The sequence below is a fragment of the Paraburkholderia sp. UCT70 genome, assembly GCF_050434085.1.
Lineage (GTDB): Bacteria > Pseudomonadota > Gammaproteobacteria > Burkholderiales > Burkholderiaceae > Paraburkholderia > Paraburkholderia tuberum.
Genome location: NZ_JBNPVZ010000003.1, coordinates 924,270 through 944,559 on the forward strand (window position 1 = coordinate 924,270; position 20,290 = coordinate 944,559).

Genomic DNA, 20,290 nt, shown 5'->3' on the forward strand with positions numbered 1-20,290 from the left:
TGTGGAAGAGTTGGGTGCATTCAACCTTGATTCACCAATCCATCAGGAGCCCAATATGAGCACTCCGCAAAGCACCACACAAGCAGCGCCGGCATCATCGGGTGGCCTGCGTGCCGGTACCTTAGGTTTTCCCGAGGTCATCGGCCAATCCATCGCGAACCTTTCACCAACTTTCACGCCGTCGATCAACGTAACCGCGATCGCGGCGCTGGCCGGCGCGGGGACCTGGTTGATTTATGGTCTTTCGACACTCGGGCTATTGCTGGTGAGCATGAGCATCATCGCGCTCTCGAGCCGGATCGCGTCGGCTGGGTCGTTCTTTATCTATATCTCTCGCGCGCTTGGGCCGATGGCGGGTGGCATTGCCGGTTGGGGGTTGATCGCGGCCTACGTGGGCACGGCAATGGGGGTTGGCGCCGCGGGCGTCGTGTTCGTGCAGAACGCTTTTACGGCCTGGGGTATCAATGTCCCGTCGTGGGCGGTCTACACGGTCTTTGTCGGCCTCGCCTGGTTCTTCTCGGCACGTGACGTGAAGCTCTCCTCGCGCCTGTCGCTGGCAATCGAAGCCGCTTCGGTGGTGATCGTGGGCGGTGTGCTGATCTATGTGCTCGCACTGCATCCGGACCATATCATCGACCATACGCAGTTGGGGCTGCAGGGCGTGAGCGGCAAGGGCATGGCGCAGGGTATGGTGCTCGGCATCTTCTCGTACGTGGGTTTCGAGAGCGCGGCCTCGCTCGGCCAGGAAACCAGGAACCCGCTGCGCGTCATTCCGCGTGCGGTGGTCTGGTGCGTGATCCTGTCGGGCCTGTTCTTTATGTTTGTGGCCTATTCGATGACGATCGCCTACCACGACGACGCAGCGAAGCTCGGCGGCGATTCGGCCGTGCTCAGCACCTTGCTCACGAGCGTCGGCGCCTCGCCGCTCGGTCCGGTGTTTTATCTGATTGCCTCGGTCAGTGCGTTCTCGTGCGTGCTTGCGTGCATCAACTCGTCCAGCCGCCTGCTGTATTCGATGGGCCGCTATCAGTTCGTGCACCGCTCGATGGGCATGGTGCATCGCACGCACCAGACACCGTACCTGGCCGTTGCGTTTTCCTCCATCGTGACCTTCGTGGTATGTATCGCGATGCTCGGCACGGGTCCGCTCAACACCTTCGGCTATACCAGTACGTTTGCGACCTTTGGCTTCCTGGTCGTGTATTTCCTGGTCGCCGTCGCGGCGCCGGTTTACCTGAAGAAACAGGGCGAGCTCAAGACGAGTAACGTGGTGTGGGGCGTGCTCGGTGCACTGGCGATGGTCGGCGCGGTGATCGGCAGCGTGTATCCGGTGCCCGACTATCCGTATAACATCCTGCCGTATTTGTTCGTTGCGTATATGCTGGTTGGCGCAGCCTGGTTGCTGATGCTCAAGAAGCGCTCGCCGCAGGTGCTCGAAAAGATCGAGCACGATCTGGAAACCAGCGACGTGATGACCCACGGCAAAAAGTAAATGAGTGAACCCTTCTTTCCGGATAGTTTGCCCGCACCCAGCACGGGGCGAATGCCGGACGATCCCGAGGGAAGGCTCGTTAGCGGTCGCGGAATGGGCGGCCAGGAAATCGATCTGCAGTTGAGGCCGGAGCGCGGCGAGTGCGCCTCGCTCGCGATTGGTTGTGTTTCTTTCCCTGCCTGCGCCCGCGGGCAGGATCACATCAACGAAGACTACGTCGGTGTGATGCTCGGCGATCTGGCGGAGCGCGCCGCGCGTGGCAGCGTGATCGCTCTTGCCGATGGCGTGAGCGGCAGCAAGGGCGGACGGGTCGCGGCCGAACTCTCGGTGCGAACCTTTATCGATGCCTATTACGGGCTCGCCGACACCTTGCAGCCCGGCGTGGCCGCTGCGCGCGCGCTCGAAGCAATCCACGGCTGGCTGCACCAGATCGGCCGCGTCGACCCTGCACTGAAGCAGATGGCCGCGTCCTTTGCGGCGCTGATCGTGCGGCGCGCTACCGCGTATCTGGTAGCGGCCGGCGATGTGCGGCTTTATCTGCTGCGCGATGGCCAACTGACCCAACTCGGTGACGACGACGTGGTGCCGGTCGCCTTCGGTTCTTATGTGGCGCAAGCGGTCGGCATGCATCCGACGCTGGTGACTCGCATCGAAACTCTTGAACTGCGCGAGGGCGACCGCCTGCTGATGTGCTCCGACGGACTCTATCGCCGCGTGCCGATGCGCGAACTGCAGACGGTGCTGGCGACGCGCGGCGGTGCGCTCGAAGCGGCACGCCGGCTCGGCGCGCTGGCAGTGGCGCGCGGCACGCAAGACGACGTGACAAGCGCGGTGCTCGACGTGGGCGACCTGCCTTTGCTCGATATCGGTTACCTTGAGCGGGTGGTCGGCACCTTGCCGATTCCGGCGGTGCCCGACGCCGGCGAAGTGATCGACGGATATCTGCTCAAGAGGGTGTTGAGCGATGGCTTCTATTCGCGGATTTTTGGCGGCTACGATCTGGCCGATCCGAACACTCCGCTGGCGCTCAAGTTCCCGAAGCCGCGTGTCGAGCAGGACGAGAACGTGCGCCAGTCGATCGTGCGCGAGCGCTGGCTGGCCGGCAAGATCGGCGACGATGGCGTGCTTGCGCCGATGCCGGTCGATGCCGACCGGCAAACCAGGCTCTATGTGGTGATGCCACTCGGCGCAGGCGTCACGCTCGAAAAACTACTGGCGGCGCCTCAGCCCATGGCGCTGCCGCGTGCGCTCGAGATTGCGCGGCAGCTGGGCCATTCGATCGACGTGCTGAATCGCCGCAATATCTTCCATCGCGATATCAAACCCGCGAACGTGCTGGTGATGCGGGGCGATAGCACGCGCCTGCTCGATCTCGGTTTCGGTTATATGCCGGGCATGCAATTGCCGGGCCCCGACGCCGCACCGGGCTCGCCCGCTTATATGGCGCCCGAGTTGATGAAGGGCGCAAAGGGCGATGCGCGCTCCGAGGTGTTCGCGTATGGCGTGACCCTGTACCGGCTGTTCAGCGGCGGCAAGCTGCCCTACGGCTTCAATGGCCGCGTGCCGCTCTATCAGTACCGGCCCGACGCACCACAATGGCTTGACCTGGTGCTGGAGAAAGCGCTGCAGCCCGATCCGGCGCGCAGGTATCAGGACGTGCTCGAAGTCTGCGCTGACCTCGATCGTTTTTCGAGCGGTCGGGATGCGATGGCGCCGGTTCGACGCAAGCCCTTGCTCGAGAGCGATCCGGTGCTGTTCTGGCAGGTCGTGGTAGTGGTGTTGCTGGCGCTGCTGTTGTGGTCCTTGATGCGGCATTGAGCGGCGTTGGTGGTACGGCGCAGCCGCGCTACTCGGCACAAGCCACGCGCTATGGACACGCCGAGGCCCGTGCTGCGGCTGTTCAAGATGGGATTCATTGCCCGTGCCGTTGTGAGATAGCACGTGAGGGCATTTTCTTTCTCGTCTATGCCCGCCGGACGGTTGTGTGCGTCCGGCGGTATCTTTATTCCGTTGCGGCTTAATTGCGCTCATAGGGCAGGTCGAACGGGCAATGAACATCGCGTAAGCACGAGAACCAAGTGGTCAGAATGACCGGGCAGATCAGTGTCGTCATTGTGGACGACCATGCCCTGTCTCGAAGAGGCGTGAGCCAACTACTTAACAGCGACCTGCGTGTAACCGTCCTGGCAGAGGACAGTTGCGGAAGGGACGGAATCGATATGATCATGCGAATGACACCTGATGTCGCGCTTGTGGACCTTCACATGAGAGATATCGACGGTATCACCTTGATCAGGGCGGCGCGTTCAGCCGGTTCGCAAACCCGATTCATCATGCTGACCGTATCCGATAGTCGACTTGATCTCGACGCTGCGCTGGAGGCCAGTGCCGCAGGCTATCTGCTGAAAGATATGGAGCCTGAGGATCTCTGCAAAATGGTACGAGCCGCAGTGGGGGGAGGTCGCAGTGAGGTACGATGATCTTTCTCTGCTTTCGACTTCGTCAGCTTTGCGGCGCCAACGGAACATAACGCGTACGTCTCGCTTGATACGGGCATGATCTATTGGATTTCTGATTCTAGCGACGCGTTCGACGAGGAGATTCCTGAGCACGTTGAAACGTCAGATCGCTATCTTTGCGATACTGCACAAGAACGAGCTCGATCTCGGAAGACGTCTCGCCTTGCGCTTTGTCGCACAGGAGTTGCCCGGATATTACGACCAGGTCGAAGGTTTTTTCCGGCGGCAAGGCCACGAGCCGGTTCTTTTCCTTACACAGCAGCAGGCCAATGGTCGGTGGTCCTCGCGCGCCTTGACCTGCGCGTCGATCGCGGCCAGGTAGAAGTTCAGCTGGCCCGCATATTCGGGCTTGAACGGCGTCGTTTTAAGTTCGACGACGACATAGCAACGCAGGTTGAGATGGTAGAAAACCAGAACGACGACAAACAGTCGCCGCCTACGTCCAGCCGGTACTGACGCCCCACGAACGCGAAGCCGGCGCCCAGTTCGAGCCGGAAACGTGTGATGAGCTGGGTGAACGCGCACTCGATGTCGCGCTTCTGGGCGTTCTCGGCCAAGCCGGTCAATCCCTCGCCAACGAGCCTGCCAGTGGCTAGGACGACGCGAGGTACGTCATCGGACAGCGCGTCAAGGGCGGCAAGCTGCGCCGCACGCGCTTTTTTCGCGAGACGCACGTGCAGCACGAAAAGCGGCTCGACTGCTTTATTCAAAGTACTCTGCATGTTTTCGAGATGATCCGTCCGTTCGGTGAGAACCGGCACCTTGCGTCCTTGTCCGAACTGCTCGCGAATTGCCGCAGCAATCATCTTCGTCCACGGTGGATCCTGTGCAAGATGCGCGAACGCAGTCTGGATCGGCGCGTCGGCCGCACAGCATGAACATCCGGTTGCTGGCTGCCGCGCCGCACGGGCCACGGGGGTGCTCGCTGGCCTTCCCGTTCCCAGCTTTCCTCGCAAAGACGTCCAGCCACGTGGCGCAAAATAGGACTTTCCCGCGCGTGGGCGTCACCGAGGACGCTCCTCACAAATACGGCGGCCCCGGCGGCAACGACTGAGCACCGGATTCACCGATTTTGACTTGATGTTTGACCGCCCTCCAAAGGAGCATCGGCGGGTGCCACCCGCGCCTGTCCTATCGGCGCGCAGGCGGTATGCGGGCTCTCGACTTTTGAGGCGTCCGACGCCCGATGGAAAGAAAGTGTACGCGGTACGCGGCCGCGTCTCTGCGTACTTTGCTCTGCTTCGAGGTTGAATTCAACGAAACGCTCGCGGCGTGCCGCGTGGTTGGGCTGCGAGCCGGTCCGGTCTGAAGCGACCCAGTTGTCGAGTCCAGACCTTTTACATCAGGCGAAGCACGATTCTCTGAAGCAGGGAGGGCAGGTCGCGTCGCACGTCGACCACTAGATGAACAAAGACGGTATCGTCGCGGATCTGGTAGATGATCCGGTTTTTGCCGGAAAGAGCCTGTCCGAAACCATCCTCGAAGAAGCCCTCAAGCTCGGCAGGCGCATGACCGCTAGCGGGAAACTGGCGAATGTGGTTGATCGTTTCCTGCAGTTGCGCGGATGTCTGACGCCATGTTTCCCAACCAAACGTGCGGACGACATAGCTTCTCAGTTCGTCGATGCCGATTCGCGCGGTAGGGAGAATCCGGTATTTCAGCAAGGGTCCCGCCATCAGCGGAGCTTTTCTTGACGGTCGAGCTCGTTTAGCTCTGCAAAGAACTCGTCACCATCGATGTGATCACCACGCTCGATCTGCTTCTGGCCAATCGCGAGAATTTTCAGGAGCGCGAGGGTTTGCTGCGTCGATTCGTAGGTTCGTAGATCCTGGACGACGAGCTTCGCTTCGCCATTCTGCGTGATGATGAGTGGTTCGCCCGAATCAGTCAGGTCTTTGACGATTTGCGCAGCTTCGCTTTTAAGGTAGCTGATTGGCTTCACATGGTCCGCGAGATGCATTTGGCGCTCCGGGTCGAAGGGGGTTGAGGACCGAATTTAAACCATTAACGGTCCGGAGGCAACCGGCGATGCAATTTCGCCGGCATGTATTTGACATAATATAAATTATCAATTTTTCTGTATGTAGTTTATTTATAAGTTCGGGCGGATGCCCGATCAGCCACGTCTGTAGTTTCATCCGTTGGCCCGCTCAGACGGCATAGTCGATCTCACTACGCCCTTTACAATTTCCTCGCTCGATTGCGGATGGCAGCCGGCGTGGACAGGGTGAGCGCGCGAAACTCGCTTTCCTCCAGCTCCGCCCATTCGTTCGTGAACGGTAGATAGAGCCTAATGATCCAGGAGCGACCATCACTTCGTCCATCTCGACGCGCGGCGTACGGATGCAGGATCTCGCCATCGGCTCGCACGCGGTCGAACTGCAATAAACGCTTGTGCGGGTACGGACCACTGTCGAGCTTCTCGTCCATCATCCGGCATAGCGCCGCATGAGAAAAGCCGGGATGGCCTGGCAGGCGCGCCTCATCGATGCTCGCGCGAATCTTTTCGGCTTCGCTTCGATGCGCGTCTTCCAGTTCGGCCTCGTCGAGAACTACTTCATCGACCATGTACGGCGGACCTTCGTACCAGACTGGATCATCCTCGACGAGCCGGATGGCGGTCACCGTACGCGTACCGATGTCTGTGCAGCGCCACCAAAACGGGCCGCACGTGAATTCGAGACCAATGTGAAATTCAGAAGGCTTCATGGACATGCTCAGTCCTTCGGACAGTTCCGGTTCAAGTCAAGAGCATCGAATCTGCTCTCGTCGAAGAGATGAACGAGACCACACTTGCAGAGATCGTCCGCATCCGGACGATCAGCCGTTTCCCGGCCAGACGCAGCCGGGCCCTTCGTACTCTGAGATCATTCAGCTCAGTTTAGCCTTTGCCGACGGTTGACCGGCACGGCGTCGTGGTGCACACAAAGTCGTAGTCGGACGGCAACCGCCGTAGTGCGAGGAACGCGGGCGCGGTCGCCGCTGCCGCATGCGCGCCGTGCACATGGGGTCGACGTTCGCGAGACTCGCCTTTACACAATGGCGATAGTTTTCTTTCCATAGCAGCCAGTTGCAAAATCAGAACCATCGGACCCTCATTCGATCGCGATGTCACGTCGATCGTCCACTTCAGCACATACCGCCGCTGCGGCACGATGATGGATGGAGTGGCCAGCAATCACACTTCGCAAATATCTCTGATTTTATGCGCGTCCTATTCTGGATGGGAGCCGCGCGGAAGCCGGCCGCGAAGGAGTACGGACGGGAAGACCGTTGATTGGGGGCGCGGTAGCGGGGCCACGGAAACGCCTGCATGAACAACGTGGGCGTTTTCTTTTGGCGGGTTTACATCGAGCGTCACATCAACCTTGAAGCCACAATCCTGCGCCGGACGTTCTCGCGGACTTCTTCAGTCAATCCGCTGTGGCGACCGCTGCATCGATTTCGGAACCCCGAAGAGCCGCGCCCTGTTATGGCGTTTGACGCCATAATCGTCGTATGGCATCCTGCACCATATGAAGAAGAAGGCCACACTCCTGTTCGAGGATCGAACCATCTACCCGGATGGAGCCATTCTCGAAATGCGCATCTGGCGATTACCGGAGAGCGACGGCGAACGACCGCACGGCCTCAAGTACAGCCTGTTTTATGGTCGTGCAGGTCAGCGAATCATCGGCTACGACAACGAACGGGGCAAAGGCGATCACCGGCACTACCGCGACCGGGAAGAGCCGTACGCATTCTCGACGCCCGAGCAGATGGTGGCTGATTTTCTGGATGATGTAGAACGTGAGCGAGGTGAATCATGAGCAAACTTAATGTGCATGTTGGTGGCGCGCGGGATATGGGTCGTCGGTTCGCGGCGGCATTCAACCGTGCGCAGGCAGGCGAGCATGTCGAAGAGCGGCACGTGACGTTTCTGTCGCTCGAGGAGATGCTGGCTGCGCTGTCGCCGAAGCGCCTTGAGATGCTTCGTCACCTACATCGCGAAGGCGCAGAAAGCGTGAAGGCGTTGGCAACTGCGCTGGATCGGGACTACAAGCGTGTCTACGAGGACGTGGTGATCCTGGAGAACGCTGGCCTTATCGTGCGCGAAGAAGGTCGTCTGACTGCGCCGTGGGACGCGGTAACCGCCGAGGTTTCCTTGTGACCGAATCGCGGACGGCCATACGTGAGGTCATGCCTCATCGCTCGGATCCACCAGTTCAATCCGGAACTGCCACCCTTCGAACGCCATTAACATCGCCCCAAAATCGGACCAGTCGACCCGCCTGCCATCAATGACCACACATGGCAGCCGGTCGTTCTCGTTGCCGTCCCACTCGATTCGTCCACGAACCGTCGTTTCGGCTACCACGAGATGGCCTGCATCCTCGACCAGGTGTTTGACTGCCAGGGCACGCTTCATCTTCTGGAGCAGGTCGCCCAACAGCTCAAACGGGTCCGACCGCGGATCACCGAGAAGCTGGAAACGGAAGCCTGCGCGGTCCTCGTCACCCGAAGCGAGCTCGAACGCCTCCAGTGAAAGCTGGTCACCGAACAGCAGGCTACGGAAATGGAACTCGTGTACGACGCCATCAGCATCGGGCAGACGCACGGACGTGAACTCCGGATGTTCGAAGGCTTGAACGTCCGCCAGATACGCCATCTCAGTGTTAAAACAGCGGCTACAGAGCAACCGGAAGCCGCCATCCGGCGAAGCAACGCTGACAACGTCGTGCGGTGGGGTGACTGTTCCGCACCGGACACAGGTGTTATCGGTCATCAACGCTCCTCTTCGGCTCCTGATGGATTCGACGGTAATTTTCGCACCTTTGCCGGCACGGTGTTGTTCGCCGACGGGCGCCCTCTCCTGCCGTCTGGTGCTCAAGCAATCAGGTCAGTATCCCGCGGTTTTTGGGCGCGCCGACGGCTCGTTCGTGGTGTCGTTCCGAGATATCCCAGAGGCGATCACCAAAGGCGCACGCTTGAGGAAGCGCGCGTCATGGCTGCAGACGCGCTGTTGATGTATTTGGAGAACAAGCAGACCGTTCCCACTCCATCGGAACCGAAGGTAGGAGAAGAAATGATCACCCGACCCGTCAGCGCGTTACCAAAGGTGCTGCTGCCCAACGAGATGATCGCGCAAGAGGTGACGCAGTCGGAGCTGGCGCGACGACTCAACACCCGACCGCAGGACGTCAATCGGATCGTCGACTTGGCCCACACGCCGAAGTTCGACATCGTCGCGGCAGTGAACCGGCCCGGGATTTCCGGAGGCTCCACTTCTTGAGAAAATGGAGCTATGGAAAACACCAAGAAGAAGTCCCCAAGGTACTCGCCGGAAGTTCGTGAGCGGGCTGTGCGAATGGTGCTGGAACACCAGGGCGACCGCGAATCGCAATGGAAAGTGATCGCGTCGATCGCAGCGAAATTTGGCTGCTCGGGTGAAACGCTGCGTAGCTGGGTGCGCAAGGAAGAGCGGGATCGGGGTTTGCGCCCGGGCACAAGCACGCAGGAGCAGGATCGGCTCAAGGAACTGGAGCGGGAGAACCGTGAGCTGCGCCAGGTTAATGAAATCCTGCGCAAGGCGTCAGCATATTTCGCACAGGCGGAGCTCGACCGCCGACCGAAGTGATGATCACGTTCATCGATGATCACCGGCACGTCTACGGGGTCGAGCCGATCTGCAGGGTGCTGCCAATTGCCCCGTCGACGTACTACACGCATGTGGCCCGCCGCGTCAATCCAGGCCTGGTGCCGCCGCGGGCCCAGCGCGACAGGATGCTCAAGGATGAGATCCGGCGCGTGTGGGAAGAAAATTTCCAGGTGTATGGCGCAGACAAGGTCTGGACGCAATTGAAGCGGGAAGGCATTGTCGCGGCGCGCTGCACGGTCGAGCGGCTGATGAAGCAGATGGGCCTGCGCGGTGTGGTGCGGGGCAAGACGGTACGCACGACAGTGAGCGATGGTTCGACGCCGTGCCCGAAGGATCTCGTGAACCGGCAATTCACCGCCGAACGGCCCAATGCGCTGTGGGTGTCAGATTTTACCTATGTATCGAGCTGGCAGGGCTTCGTCTATGTCGCGTTCATCATTGACGTGTTCGCCCGACGCATTGTCGGCTGGCGTGTGTCGAGCTCGGCGCGCACGGACTTCGTTCTGGACGCACTGGAGCAGGCCTTGTACGAGCGACAGCCGGCGCAGCAGGACGGGTTGATACATCACAGCGACCGCGGCGTGCAATACGTATCGATCCGCTATACGGATCGGCTGGTCGAGGCTGGCATTGAGCCGTCAGTGGGCAGCGTGGGCGACTCCTACGATAACGCACTGGCGGAAACGATCAACGGCTTGTACAAGGCAGAGGTGATCCATCGCCTCGGACCGTGGCGCAATCCGCAGGCCGTTGAAATTGCGACGCTCGAATGGGTCGACTGGTTCAACAATCGTCGGCTCTTCGGCCCCATCGGCAACATTCCACCTGCTGAGGCAGAAGCCGCTTATTATTCAAAACTCGCTGGGTCCGCCATCGCGGCGTGACTCAAGCAAAACAGCCTCCGGGAAACCCCTCAGGATTACCCACAAGTAATGTGATGGTGCTATTCGTTTTGCCTGAATATTCGGTACATCATCGTGATTTCGTGCAGGACAAGAAATCCACGCCAGATGACGGTAGGACCAGGTGGACGATCATGCTTTCGAGCGAGATATCCGCCGAGTCTGGCGATCCACAAGATGACCTGCGCGAGTGACGGCGGTTTATCAGGTATTTCGGTACTGCCATGCGTACGACAGTAGAGGGCTCGCCACTCGATTGGCTGCAGCAATACTTCGCATGGCAGGTTGCCATCAAGCCTGGCAAGCAACATGGAGTACAGGATCCTCCAGCTTACGACGGCGAACAATGCGGTGGCGCGGACGAATCGATCGAGATTGCCAAATTGGCGGGCTTCAATGCGACAGCCACTTTTAAGCACACGATGCCACGATTCAATCGTCCATCGGCGCGCATACCATGCAAGACGCTCGAGGGCCTCTGCGTGTGTTTGCGTAGGCACCGAAGTCAGTAGAAGCCATTCCAATGGCTCTGCTCCTTCGTCCAAGTTCGTTTCCTGTGCATGAATTGCAAACACTTCAATTTCGGGAAGCTTCTCGCGACGACGATTTTGCGGCGGACGAAGGCGTACGGGCATGCAGCGCACAACCAGCCGTGCGGTGCGTGCCTGGCGGTTTTCGCGTGCAGGCACCTGCAGTTGCGCCTCTCCAAGCACTGGCGAGGCCAGCACGGTTTCCCACAAATATCGATCGGGGTGAGCAACGCGTCGGTTCCACGACGCGCGCACCAACCAGTCGACACCGGCAGGCCGCTGCGCCAGGAACACGTCATAGACATCGCCTTCACGGTCGCTCACGCCGATGACATGCGTGCACGGACAGTGCGTCTTGAGTACGCCCAGTTGCTCGATGCCTTCGAGCCATTTCGCGCTCTCTTTCTGTTGTACGGTTCGTTGCCCACGCAGATGTTTCTTGCCCAACTCCTCGTGCCTGCGTATCCAGGTCTTCATCCCGATCACCCCGAGTGGCAGCCCCTCTGGCGTGAGCGCAAGCAGACTGTGTATCAGGAAACCACGCACATGTGGATCGGAGCCATATCCCAGACCTTCGGTTGCCCGCAGATGAGACAAATTGAACTCGGTGGTGTCCTGAACAGCAAGGACGACTGGCACCTGTTGCATACGACACAGCGTTTGACCGATGTGCCCACCCAGCACGCCATCGACATCCACGTGCGGGTTGTCGAAAAAACGATATGCCGCCTTCAGCTCCGAACCATTGAACGACTGCGGAAAAGAGCAATGTGGGCCCAACGAAAGCTTGCGTGCCAGCGTCACGAGCCGTCTGGTCAGGCGAGCGTCGCCGAGCTCGGCGGCGCCAAACTCTTCATTTGCCCAATCATCAAGGTCAGATGTGTCCGACAATGCCCGACATCACAGATCACGAACCGGATCAAAGTTAACATCGGTCGTCACCGTTTACAAGCCATCGCCCTTCAATCGCACAGTCGCGAGCGACTTATGGGTAATCCTGAGGGGAAACCCGGGGCGGTTCACAGCACTCAGGGCGCCTCAGTTGCGCGACACGCCAGACCCTTGCCCTTCGCCGCGCTGTTCAGCAGGCAGCAGACAATCGTCTCGTGCTGAATGCACTGCAAGCCGCGCTGCGCACGCTCCAGCAACATAGCGGCATTACCTGCCACGCAGAGGGCGAGGTGTTTCCTCGAGCCGGAAATTCACCTGGTGTCGTCTGCCGTCGAGCTGGTGACGAGCGACGTCGTTTCCGTCCCACCGCCGCCCGGGCTTGAAAAGACCATCGACCTCGAAGAGGACGGGCAGCCGAGCGACGAAGCTAGGGTTCTGCACGCATTGCATGTCGCCCGGTACGTGCTCTCGATACACAGCGATTTGGGAGGCGTGTTCGACGACGAAGAGCACATTCTCAATTTCAAGCTGCAGACCGATCTGCTGACGGACGCCATGAAGATGATGGGCATAGACATGTCGAAGCCACTGCACACGCCGAAACCGCGAGGCGCCCCCCCGAGGACTACTATGACGACGCGTGAAAGCTTCGAAGAGCACCTTGCCCAGGATGGGCCCCTCCTGAAGATCCTGGCCATCGCGACCTGAGGTTCTTGTTCCCAACGTACGAACCCAGTTGACGTGTCCGCCAGTCATCGTTGGTTAGTCATGCATTAAGGATTACTACATGTCGAGGCCAGATTGAAATGTCCGCTTTCTGGCCAGATAGAAATGTCCGGGTTTAAGGGTTCCGGCTTTTGCTTCTCCTGGGTTAAAGATCACGCAGTGTCGAAGGATGGCGTTTGAACTGGCAGGGCGCTTACGCCTGTTCCACTGTCTCTTGCAGACCGTCGGCCAGGTTTGGCAGGTTGCGGTTGTGCCTGTCTTTGCCGGGCAAGATCCACGATCGTATGTTCGACGTCGGCCTGCGTGAACTCGCGTTGTTTCTTCTTGCCCGTCGAACGACTTTGGATTTTGGTTGGAGCGCCCAGATGCGTTCGGGAAGGTGCCTTGCCGATGCGCTGGTTATCGCGTTGTGCCTGAATCGCCTGAGAGACCTGAAGCACGTGGCCCAGTCGCTTGTGTTCAACGACCGCGGCCTGATCGATCTCGGCCAGCCGATCGTACTGCCTGCACGTCAGAACACGGCCGTCCACCCGGAGTTCGATCCGCGCATCCGGGTACTCCCAGACCTCGATATATCGATCAATCAGCTTGCGGTGCTCCGGCGTATCCTCCAACAGGTACATGACCTTGTCGTATTGCACCGTCAGCGACTTCGTCACTTTGCGCGGCTCCCGCCAGGTGAGTACCAGATCAAGGTTCTCGTCAGCGCGAAGCGGCCGATGTGCGTCGAAATTGCTTCTGGGCGGTTTGGCGAAACGCGCGTTGTAGGCCGCCATGAAGGCAGGCGCCCAGGCGTTGGCGGCCTCGAGGGTGCTGATGCCACGCAGCCGCAGTTCCTTCACGAGACGATCCTGCAGCGTCAGGTGGGCGCGCTCGACGCGCCCCTTGGCGGGGCTCGAGTTCGCGCAGAACGTGTCGATGTTCAGTTCGTACATGGCACGGCCGAAGTGCGTCACGCTATTGCCATCCTTGTTCGCGCCAGTCTTGCGAAACACGCTGTACTTGTCGCTGTACAGCGCGCCGGGTTTGCCATGCCGTTCGATGTACGCACGCGTCGCTTCGAAGTAGCTGAAGGTCGACTCGGTCGCCGTGAAATGCAGCGCCATCAGCCGGCTCGTCGCATCGTCGACGTACACAAGTAGTGCGCACGCCGGCGCGCGATCCTCGAACCACCGGTGATCGCTGCCATCGATCTGGATCAGCTCGCCCGGACAGGCACGACGGGCTCGTGGCTGATAGATCTTCGGCGGACGTTGACGGCGCGGCACCCACAGCTGGGCATCTATCATCAATTGCCGGACCGTTTCCTTCGCCAGGCGGATGCCGTGGCATTCACGCAGCTTCTCGCACGCGAGCGTCGGGCCGAAATCAGCATAGCGCTCGCGCACAATCGCCAAAGCGCGTTGGGCCAGGTTGTCGTCCAGCCTCCGGTTGCCAGGCATGCCGCGCTTGCGCGAGACCAGTCCAGCCACGCCAGCTTCGCGAAACCGCGTCGTCAGCCGACGTATCTGCCGCGTCGTTAGTCCGAGTCGTTCGGCTGCACGCCACGGCTTGAGCCGTCCTTCCGTCACGTCCTGAATGACCTTGAGTCGGTCCAGTTCCCGCATCGTCATAGTTATCCGTTCTGTCACAGCCATCGAGGTCTCCAGCGCCGGAAAAACGGCAGCTGGCTAGCATACGACGGCATCAAAAGCGGACATTTCTATGCGGCTAAAAGCGGACATTATCATCTAGCCGCTACACTACATATATTCGCTAATTTACGTTATGTCAAATCGCCAGAATGCTGCGCAACCCTTGAAGCTTCGCCCGTCTGCAGCACGGACTGCGCGACTGGCCGGCCCACGCGTCGAATAGCGGAGCGGCCGACGTTCCGACGCGGGCGACTTCCGCCGGCTCCTCCCGCGGCCCTGACAATGATGTCAGCGGTCGCAAAAACTTGGTCACCTCACTGCAGGCATGGGCGCGAACACGCCATCCGAGGCTGCGTGCGTGATAAAGCGCCACTTAAAGCAGCGCCTTGAATGTATTTGCGAGAGGAAAAAGTTTGGGATAAACTAAGTTCACTAAACTAAGTTCATGTGATGCTGCCATGCATATTTACAACATTCACGATGCCAAGACCAACCTGTCGCGGCTAATCGAGGAAACCGTGAACGGCGGCGAGCCGTTCGTCATCGCCAAGGCCGGCAAGCCATTGGTCAAGGTCGTGCGCATCGATGCCGAAGCCGCAAAGCCGCCGCGGCGCATCGGATTCCTGAAGGGGCAAATCAAGGTACCCCCAGATTTCGACACTATGGCAGCGGACGAGATCTGCGACATGTTTGAGGGTAAGACAAAGTGAGGCTGTTGCTCGATACCCATCTGCTGGTCTGGGCTGCGGCTGACGACCCTGCCTTGTCGAACGAAGCGCGCGCTGCCATCGAGGACGCCGACAACACCCTCTACTTCAGCGTCGCCAGCATCTGGGAAATTGTCATCAAAAGCGCACTGGGCCGTGAGGACTTTCAGGTCGATGCGCGCGTTCTTCGCAGGAACCTGCTTGATGCTGGTTATGAAGAGCTGTCGATTGAAGCACAGCATGCGTTCGAAGTTGCGGCCCTCCCGCCTCTTCACAAGGACCCGTTCGACCGGCTCCTCGTCGGTCAAGCGATGGCAGAAGGAATCGTGTTGTTGACCCACGATGACCAGATAAAGCGATACGACTTCGCGCCAGTACGGTACGTCTAGGGCGCTTTTCGCCTCGCAACCTCGGTGGTGCATACGGAGCATTGTGAGGCTCCAATGCGGTGCGGGCGCGTTGCAGGCGCTCGGTGGTCAGTGCGCGGACCTCCGCCCTGCTTCCTTCTATGTGCCGCCCCGATAACTCGACGGCGCGGTCCGCCGCAGGATCACGGACGGCCGAGAGAATCGCAATGTGTTCGTTGTAGGTGTCGTCGATGCAGTCGCCATAGACGAGATCGAGCCGCCGCACCACGCGGATGCGGTCGGTCACGCGCTGCATGGCCGCGCTCAGCTCGGCATTGCCGGCGGCGACGACGAGCGCCTCGTGGAAGGCTTCGTCGAGCGCGACCATCTCGCGGTCATCGCGAAAACGGTGCGCGTGAGGAACGTTCCAGATTCGGTCGAGTCGGTCGAGCATCTGCAAGGCGGTCGCGGACAAGGTGCTGTCGACCCCAAAGAGCCGGCTGACCGAAAACGTCTCGATCAGCTTGCGCATTTCGTACAGATCTTCGAAGCGCTTGAAGTCGATCGGCACAACTCCCCAGCCGCCGCGCACATAGCCGCGCATCAAACCGTCGCTTTGAAAACGCTGCAGCGCCTCGCGCGCCGGTTTGTGCGAAACGCCGAAGCGGTCGGCGATACTGCCTTCGGTCATGCGATCGCCGGGCAGCAGGCGCAGGTCGAAGATATCGTCGCGCACGCTGAAGTAAACATGGTCAGCGCGCGATGAAGGAGAGCGGGTTGTGTCTTTCACGCACGGGCCTGGAATGAACGGATCTGTTCGGAAGTGACCATCGGTCAGCGTCAAAACATCCGTCAAGACAAATTTCATGGCGCGCCAGGTGCTTCAGGGCCTCTACAACGACAACGGCGAGATTGTGCAACTGAGCGTGCTCGCCGCCGACGACCCCTCCGCCGAGTCGATCAACGTGATCGAGACGCGCAAGCCGATCCGGCTGTCTTTTCCGGTCGGACTACGCCGGCCGCTCTACAGTTCGTCAATCGGCAAGCTGCTTCCTGCGCGCCAGCCGCCGGCGCGGTCGACGACTACCGGGCGAAGACGCGCCTCGTCGCATACCCGCCAGAGACCGTCATGGATCCGGGCCTGTTGGGGGATCAACAAGGTTCATGATTATCCTCTGCCCTGTCCTCTGCAGTGCGTAAGCGCGGACCTTGTTCGGCCCCCTACCTCAACGCCTTGTTGCGGCAGGGTCCGCAGCCATCATCCCACACCGCAATATCGCCAAAGACCGAAAGAAGATATCAAAATCGTAATCAGGCTGTCAGTCTGGGAGCAACGTCAATTGACGACAATGGGCTCATCGGTGCATTGCGTCGGGCATGCCCTGATGAGATCCGATCAACGGGCCGATTGGCAAATTCTTAGAGACTTCGGAGAAAACTGTGAAAAAGACAACACATATAGCGATTGGCGTCCTTGCGTGTTCGATCGCGATGAGTGCCTTGGCGCAGACGCAGCCCACTGGCAAGACCCGGGCGGACGTTCGCGCGGAACTCATCGAGGCGCAACGGGATGGTCTGGTGCCTACGCCGAAGTACGACTACCCGCCAAGCGAAGCTGCGATTGAACGCAATAAGGCACTGTATGCGATCACTCACAAAGGTGAAGAAGTATCTCCTGTTTCAGCGGCGCCAACGCAATCTTCCAGTGAAACGGTGCAGTGACAAGCCTGCCAGGAATGTCTGCGTCTGCGCGCGAATGTCAAACGTGGAGTCGAAGATGACTTTATTGAACATAGCAATCCTTTCCGCTTTTCTTCTTGCGCCCGTTGAGGTCGCCTACGCACGTGATGGACCTCGTGAAGAAGGATTAGGGTAAGGAATACAAAGAAACATGCAATGCCCGCCTCGGACGCACATGGATCGGCAAAGCCGGCGATTTCGGAAGACCGCGCGGTCTGTCGGCGGAGAAATGCGTGTGACGTAGCGTAAGGTCAATGGGCCGCGCCGTGAAGCGAGGCGCATCGTTCATGCGCAGGCAATCTGTTCTTTCCTACCCAACGGCTCGCGAGCGAGCTAGCCTAAAATCCCCCGACCGCTGCGAAACGATTCCATGAATCAATTAGCCTCCGTTCGCATTTTCGCCAAGGTTGCCGACTGCCTGAACTTCGCCGAGGCGGCGAAGCAGCTTGGTATCTCGAATTCGGTCGTCACTCGCAGCGTGGCGGTACTCGAGCAACATCTCAGCGTGCGCCTTGTCAACCGGACCACTCGCCGGGTGTCGCTGACGCCTGCCGGCCAGTTGTATCGGGAGCATTGTGGTGAACTGCTCAGGCAGCTCGCGGCGATGGACGAATGCATGGCAGCTGCTGCCGGCCAACCCGCCGGATCTTTGCGTATTGCGGCATCTTCTTTATATGCTTCGACCGATCTGCCCGAAGTACTAGCGGCGTACCGGGTGCAAGAGCAGCGTACGCAGTTCCATCTGACCGTATTCGATAACATGGCCGATGTCACGGTGGCAGACTTCGATGTATGCTTCAGCGCCGAGCGCTACCTGCGTGATTCGTCGCTGGTTTGCCGGCCGCTCGCACAGACGCGGGACGTAATTGTCGGGAGCCCCGTGTACTTCGCACGTCGGCGGCCGCCACGCACCCCCGAGGAGCTGTCGTCGCATGATGTGCTGGTCGCGTCGGACGCGCCGAGTCGTTACTGGGAGTTTCGTGACAAGCATGGCACGCAGCGCGTAGTGGTACGGCCGATTCTGAGCATGCAAAACCCACTGCTCATAAAGCGCGCAGTCCAGGCGGGCCTCGGCATCGCCCGGCTTTCGCGCTCGCTCATTCAAGGTGAGCTGGCAGACGGCTCATTAAAGCCAGTGTTCGAAAACATCGAATTGTGCGGCGACGCGCGGACAGTGTGGGTGCTCTATTCCGGACAACCGTACATGGCGGTGGCGCTCCGCAGTTTTGTCGATTTCGTGGTAGAACGTTATCGCCAGAATCCACCTGAAGACAAGCGCGAAACTGTCGTTCCCGTGGGAGCAGCACAACACCATTTCAGCAATACTGAACTGCAGTGGACGGGTATTTTGTAGGTCCTAAAGTGCAAATACCTTTCGTCAGATCCCGGCTCCGCGCACCGGCGCGCGAGCTAGATCATGGCGAGGTACTCAAGCAAACCTTAGGAATCTACACTCATGAAGCGACTCCTCATTACGGGCGCAGCGATCGGTTGCACGATCGTCCCGATGGCCGCGCTGGCGCAAAGCCCGGCATCGAGCGCATGCCAACGACCAGACCTTCCTTGTGCGTCGTCGTGATCGACACTTTCACACCGAACTCATACGGCGTGCGCGCCTTGCCTTTTGCCAGGCACTCGACCTCTGGCGCATGCAGTGCGTAGAGTTTGTTTTTGTCCCCACCCATTGCCAGACGACCTCTTCGTCGGACAGGTCAAATGCGTGCTGCAGATACAGCAGACCGGCGATCAGCCTGGGCGATGTCGCCGGTCGCCCCTTGCGCGACACGAAGCTTTCGCACATCGCCACGCCCAGCCGATCCCAGTTGATCAGGTCAGCCAGGCGCATCAACGGATGCTTCAGGTTGATCTGTTCGCGAAGCGGTTGCCGGAAGAAATCTCCCTCCGTCACAGGCGTCTTCGGACCCATCCGCACCTCGTCAGAAATTGCAGGATTCACGCATTATTGAGACTTCCATAATTCATGACGTCACCACAGCGTAGCCTGCATCCAGCAAGCGGCAATGATCGAAGGCCGCTTTTGAGCGCTCTTGAGCTTGTTGCGGGCGCTCGCGTGCAGTTCGCCGAGATCATTGGGGCAGTAGTTGGCCAGCGCGTGGCGCTTCAGCCAGGCCCACAGGTATTCGACCGGGTTCATGTCCGGCGCGTACGGCGGCAGGAACGCGATCTGGATGTGTCCGTCCTGGCGGTCCAGGTACTCGCGCACCAAACGACTGCGATGCGCCTTCAGGCCATCCCAGATCACCAGCAGCGGCTGCTTCAGGTGGGCCTTGAGCGCCTTGAGGAATTGGACGATCTCTTCCTTCTTGATGCTCCCCTCGTGCAGCCGGAACAAACAGTTGGTGCGCGTGAGCCCGGCGATGACCGAGACGTGATTCCAGTTGAAGTGAAACTGGATGATGGGCGTCTGTCCCTTGGGCGCCCAGGTGCGGACTCTGGTCGGGCGCTCGCTGATGCCGGACTCGTCCACGAAGACAATCAGCCGGCCTTCTCGTCGGGCTTTTTTTTAAGGGCCGGCCAGGTGCGGCGCTTCCAGTTGCGCACGGCATCCTCGTTGCGCTCGATGGCCCGCTTCTCGGGCTTTTGCGGGCTAAAGCCCAGTGAGCCCAGGATGCGCCAAACCTGCGTCTGGCCAAAGCGAATGCCGTGCATGCGTTCGATGACCGCGCCCACACGCTTGAGAGTCCACAGTTCAGTGCCAAATCCATGCTCGACGGGGCTTTGCAGCAGGGCGGCGCGAACAGCCGCCAACTGTTGCTCATCGAGTTGGGCCGGGCGCCCTCGCTCGCGCACCTCTCGCAGCGCATCGATGCCGCCTTCATCAAGCAGCCGCTTCCATGTGTACACCGTCTGCCGAGCCACACCCACCGCCAACGCCACCTCGGCGCAGCCCTTGCCCGCCAGCAGCAGCCGACCCGCCTTCAATCGCTTCTTTGCTGCTTCGCTCATTCGCCTTTGCGCCATGCCAACTTGTCTCCAGGACCGTCCTGAAAATATAACGCTTGAGACACTCAACGGTTGTCATGATTTACGGAAAAATCAATAATATGCCAGGTCCCTGCAATTTCCACAACAGCATTTCGGCCGTAGAGCCTCACCACACAAGGGCTTCCGGTTTGTTCAGATTCGACTGTTTAGCCAAGTTC

19 protein-coding genes, 5 pseudogenes and 1 other annotated feature are annotated in these 20,290 nt (G+C 59.7%); of the genes and pseudogenes, 13 read left to right on the forward strand and 11 right to left on the reverse strand.

Going from position 1 to position 20,290, the window contains the following annotated elements; genetic code table 11:
• Positions 1-55 precede the first annotated feature (55 nt).
• From OKW41_RS22185 to OKW41_RS22195, 3 genes are all read left to right on the forward strand, one after another.
• Positions 56-1,492, forward strand: coding sequence for an APC family permease (locus OKW41_RS22185; RefSeq protein ID WP_429573957.1), 1,437 nt, complete (start codon positions 56-58; stop codon positions 1,490-1,492).
• Positions 1,493-3,310 (forward strand): bifunctional protein-serine/threonine kinase/phosphatase, encoded by a 1,818-nt coding sequence (locus OKW41_RS22190; protein WP_429573958.1) that lies wholly within the window; start codon positions 1,493-1,495, stop codon positions 3,308-3,310.
• Positions 3,311-3,579: 269 nt separating this feature from the next.
• On the forward strand, positions 3,580-3,972 hold the full coding sequence (locus OKW41_RS22195; protein ID WP_429447767.1) for a response regulator: 393 nt from the start codon (positions 3,580-3,582) through the stop codon (positions 3,970-3,972).
• Positions 3,973-4,240: 268 nt separating this feature from the next.
• Here OKW41_RS22195 and OKW41_RS22200 read toward each other — a convergent pair.
• The 4 genes and pseudogenes from OKW41_RS22200 to OKW41_RS22215 form a co-directional block, all read right to left on the reverse strand.
• Positions 4,241-4,571, reverse strand: a pseudogene (locus tag OKW41_RS22200) (PDDEXK nuclease domain-containing protein); the annotation flags it as partial.
• Between the two features lie 777 nt (positions 4,572-5,348).
• Positions 5,349-5,675 carry a type II toxin-antitoxin system RelE/ParE family toxin gene (locus OKW41_RS22205; protein WP_429447765.1) on the reverse strand — a complete coding sequence of 109 codons (327 nt, stop codon included), beginning with the start codon at positions 5,673-5,675 and terminating at the stop codon, positions 5,349-5,351.
• 11 nt (positions 5,676-5,686) lie between these two features.
• On the reverse strand, positions 5,687-5,971 hold the full coding sequence (locus OKW41_RS22210) for a type II toxin-antitoxin system Phd/YefM family antitoxin (RefSeq protein WP_027193673.1): 285 nt from the start codon (positions 5,969-5,971) through the stop codon (positions 5,687-5,689).
• A 221-nt stretch (positions 5,972-6,192) separates the two neighbouring features.
• Positions 6,193-6,720, reverse strand: a complete 528-nt coding sequence (locus OKW41_RS22215) for a hypothetical protein (protein ID WP_429573959.1) — start codon at positions 6,718-6,720, stop codon at positions 6,193-6,195.
• 806 nt (positions 6,721-7,526) lie between these two features.
• On the opposite strand from OKW41_RS22215, the gene OKW41_RS22220 reads away from it, so the two are divergent.
• Together OKW41_RS22220 and OKW41_RS22225 are read left to right on the forward strand one after the other, a co-directional pair.
• Positions 7,527-7,820: a toxin-antitoxin system TumE family protein gene (locus OKW41_RS22220; RefSeq protein ID WP_090812573.1), complete on the forward strand. Its 294-nt coding sequence runs from the start codon at positions 7,527-7,529 to the stop codon at positions 7,818-7,820.
• A 35-nt stretch (positions 7,821-7,855) separates the two neighbouring features.
• A complete protein-coding gene (locus OKW41_RS22225) occupies positions 7,856-8,161 on the forward strand; it encodes a helix-turn-helix domain-containing protein (protein WP_090812574.1) in 306 nt (101 codons plus the stop codon).
• A gap of 27 nt (positions 8,162-8,188) precedes the next feature.
• Here OKW41_RS22225 and OKW41_RS22230 read toward each other — a convergent pair whose 3' ends face one another.
• Positions 8,189-8,776, reverse strand: coding sequence for a DUF7713 domain-containing protein (locus tag OKW41_RS22230; protein ID WP_429573960.1), 588 nt, complete (start codon positions 8,774-8,776; stop codon positions 8,189-8,191).
• A 219-nt stretch (positions 8,777-8,995) separates the two neighbouring features.
• Between OKW41_RS22230 and OKW41_RS22235 the strand changes: the two genes are divergently transcribed.
• Both OKW41_RS22235 and OKW41_RS22240 read left to right on the forward strand, forming a co-directional pair.
• Positions 8,996-9,283: a hypothetical protein gene (locus tag OKW41_RS22235; protein WP_429573961.1), complete on the forward strand. Its 288-nt coding sequence runs from the start codon at positions 8,996-8,998 to the stop codon at positions 9,281-9,283.
• A gap of 12 nt (positions 9,284-9,295) precedes the next feature.
• A protein-coding gene (locus OKW41_RS22240; protein WP_246530497.1) for an IS3 family transposase occupies positions 9,296-10,533 on the forward strand; the annotation gives its coding sequence in 2 pieces (ribosomal slippage) (positions 9,296-9,599 and positions 9,599-10,533; 1,239 coding nt in all).
• Positions 9,586-9,702: a sequence feature (AL1L pseudoknot), on the forward strand. It overlaps the preceding gene by 117 nt.
• 59 nt (positions 10,534-10,592) lie before the next feature.
• Here OKW41_RS22240 and OKW41_RS22245 read toward each other — a convergent pair.
• A complete protein-coding gene (locus tag OKW41_RS22245; protein WP_429443705.1) occupies positions 10,593-11,972 on the reverse strand; it encodes an IS4 family transposase in 1,380 nt (459 codons plus the stop codon).
• A 318-nt stretch (positions 11,973-12,290) separates the two neighbouring features.
• Between OKW41_RS22245 and OKW41_RS22250 the strand changes: the two genes are divergently transcribed.
• On the forward strand, positions 12,291-12,680 hold the full coding sequence (locus tag OKW41_RS22250) for a hypothetical protein (protein ID WP_429573962.1): 390 nt from the start codon (positions 12,291-12,293) through the stop codon (positions 12,678-12,680).
• Positions 12,681-12,850: 170 nt separating this feature from the next.
• On the opposite strand, the gene OKW41_RS22255 is transcribed toward OKW41_RS22250, so the two are convergent.
• Positions 12,851-14,335 carry an ISNCY family transposase gene (locus tag OKW41_RS22255; RefSeq protein WP_429573963.1) on the reverse strand — a complete coding sequence of 495 codons (1,485 nt, stop codon included), beginning with the start codon at positions 14,333-14,335 and terminating at the stop codon, positions 12,851-12,853.
• 455 nt (positions 14,336-14,790) lie between these two features.
• On the opposite strand from OKW41_RS22255, the gene OKW41_RS22260 reads away from it, so the two are divergent.
• Positions 14,791-15,042: a type II toxin-antitoxin system Phd/YefM family antitoxin gene (locus tag OKW41_RS22260; protein ID WP_429573964.1), complete on the forward strand. Its 252-nt coding sequence runs from the start codon at positions 14,791-14,793 to the stop codon at positions 15,040-15,042.
• A complete protein-coding gene (locus OKW41_RS22265; protein WP_018420319.1) occupies positions 15,039-15,428 on the forward strand; it encodes a type II toxin-antitoxin system VapC family toxin in 390 nt (129 codons plus the stop codon). The genes OKW41_RS22260 and OKW41_RS22265 overlap by 4 nt, the downstream gene beginning before the upstream one ends.
• A gap of 10 nt (positions 15,429-15,438) precedes the next feature.
• Here the strand turns inward: OKW41_RS22265 and OKW41_RS22270 are convergent.
• Positions 15,439-16,176: pseudogene (locus OKW41_RS22270) on the reverse strand (GntR family transcriptional regulator); the annotation flags it as partial.
• A gap of 76 nt (positions 16,177-16,252) precedes the next feature.
• Between OKW41_RS22270 and OKW41_RS22275 the strand changes: the two are divergent.
• The 3 genes and pseudogenes from OKW41_RS22275 to OKW41_RS22285 all read left to right on the forward strand — a co-directional run.
• Positions 16,253-16,414: pseudogene (locus tag OKW41_RS22275) on the forward strand (IclR family transcriptional regulator); the annotation flags it as partial.
• 412 nt (positions 16,415-16,826) lie between these two features.
• Entirely contained in the window at positions 16,827-17,108 is a 282-nt protein-coding gene (locus tag OKW41_RS22280; protein WP_429573965.1) for a DUF4148 domain-containing protein, read from the forward strand.
• A gap of 388 nt (positions 17,109-17,496) precedes the next feature.
• Positions 17,497-18,480, forward strand: coding sequence for a LysR family transcriptional regulator (locus OKW41_RS22285; protein WP_429450028.1), 984 nt, complete (start codon positions 17,497-17,499; stop codon positions 18,478-18,480).
• 172 nt (positions 18,481-18,652) lie between these two features.
• On the opposite strand, the pseudogene OKW41_RS22290 reads toward OKW41_RS22285, so the two are convergent.
• From OKW41_RS22290 to OKW41_RS22300, 3 genes and pseudogenes are all read right to left on the reverse strand, one after another.
• Positions 18,653-18,802 (reverse strand): annotated as a pseudogene (locus OKW41_RS22290) (IS5/IS1182 family transposase); the annotation flags it as partial.
• 47 nt (positions 18,803-18,849) lie between these two features.
• Positions 18,850-19,053 (reverse strand): annotated as a pseudogene (locus OKW41_RS22295) (IS5/IS1182 family transposase); the annotation flags it as partial.
• A 60-nt stretch (positions 19,054-19,113) separates the two neighbouring features.
• A protein-coding gene (locus OKW41_RS22300) for an IS630 family transposase (RefSeq protein WP_429573966.1) occupies positions 19,114-20,108 on the reverse strand; the annotation gives its coding sequence in 2 pieces (ribosomal slippage) (positions 19,114-19,643 and positions 19,643-20,108; 996 coding nt in all).
• Positions 20,109-20,290: the final 182 nt, after the last annotated feature.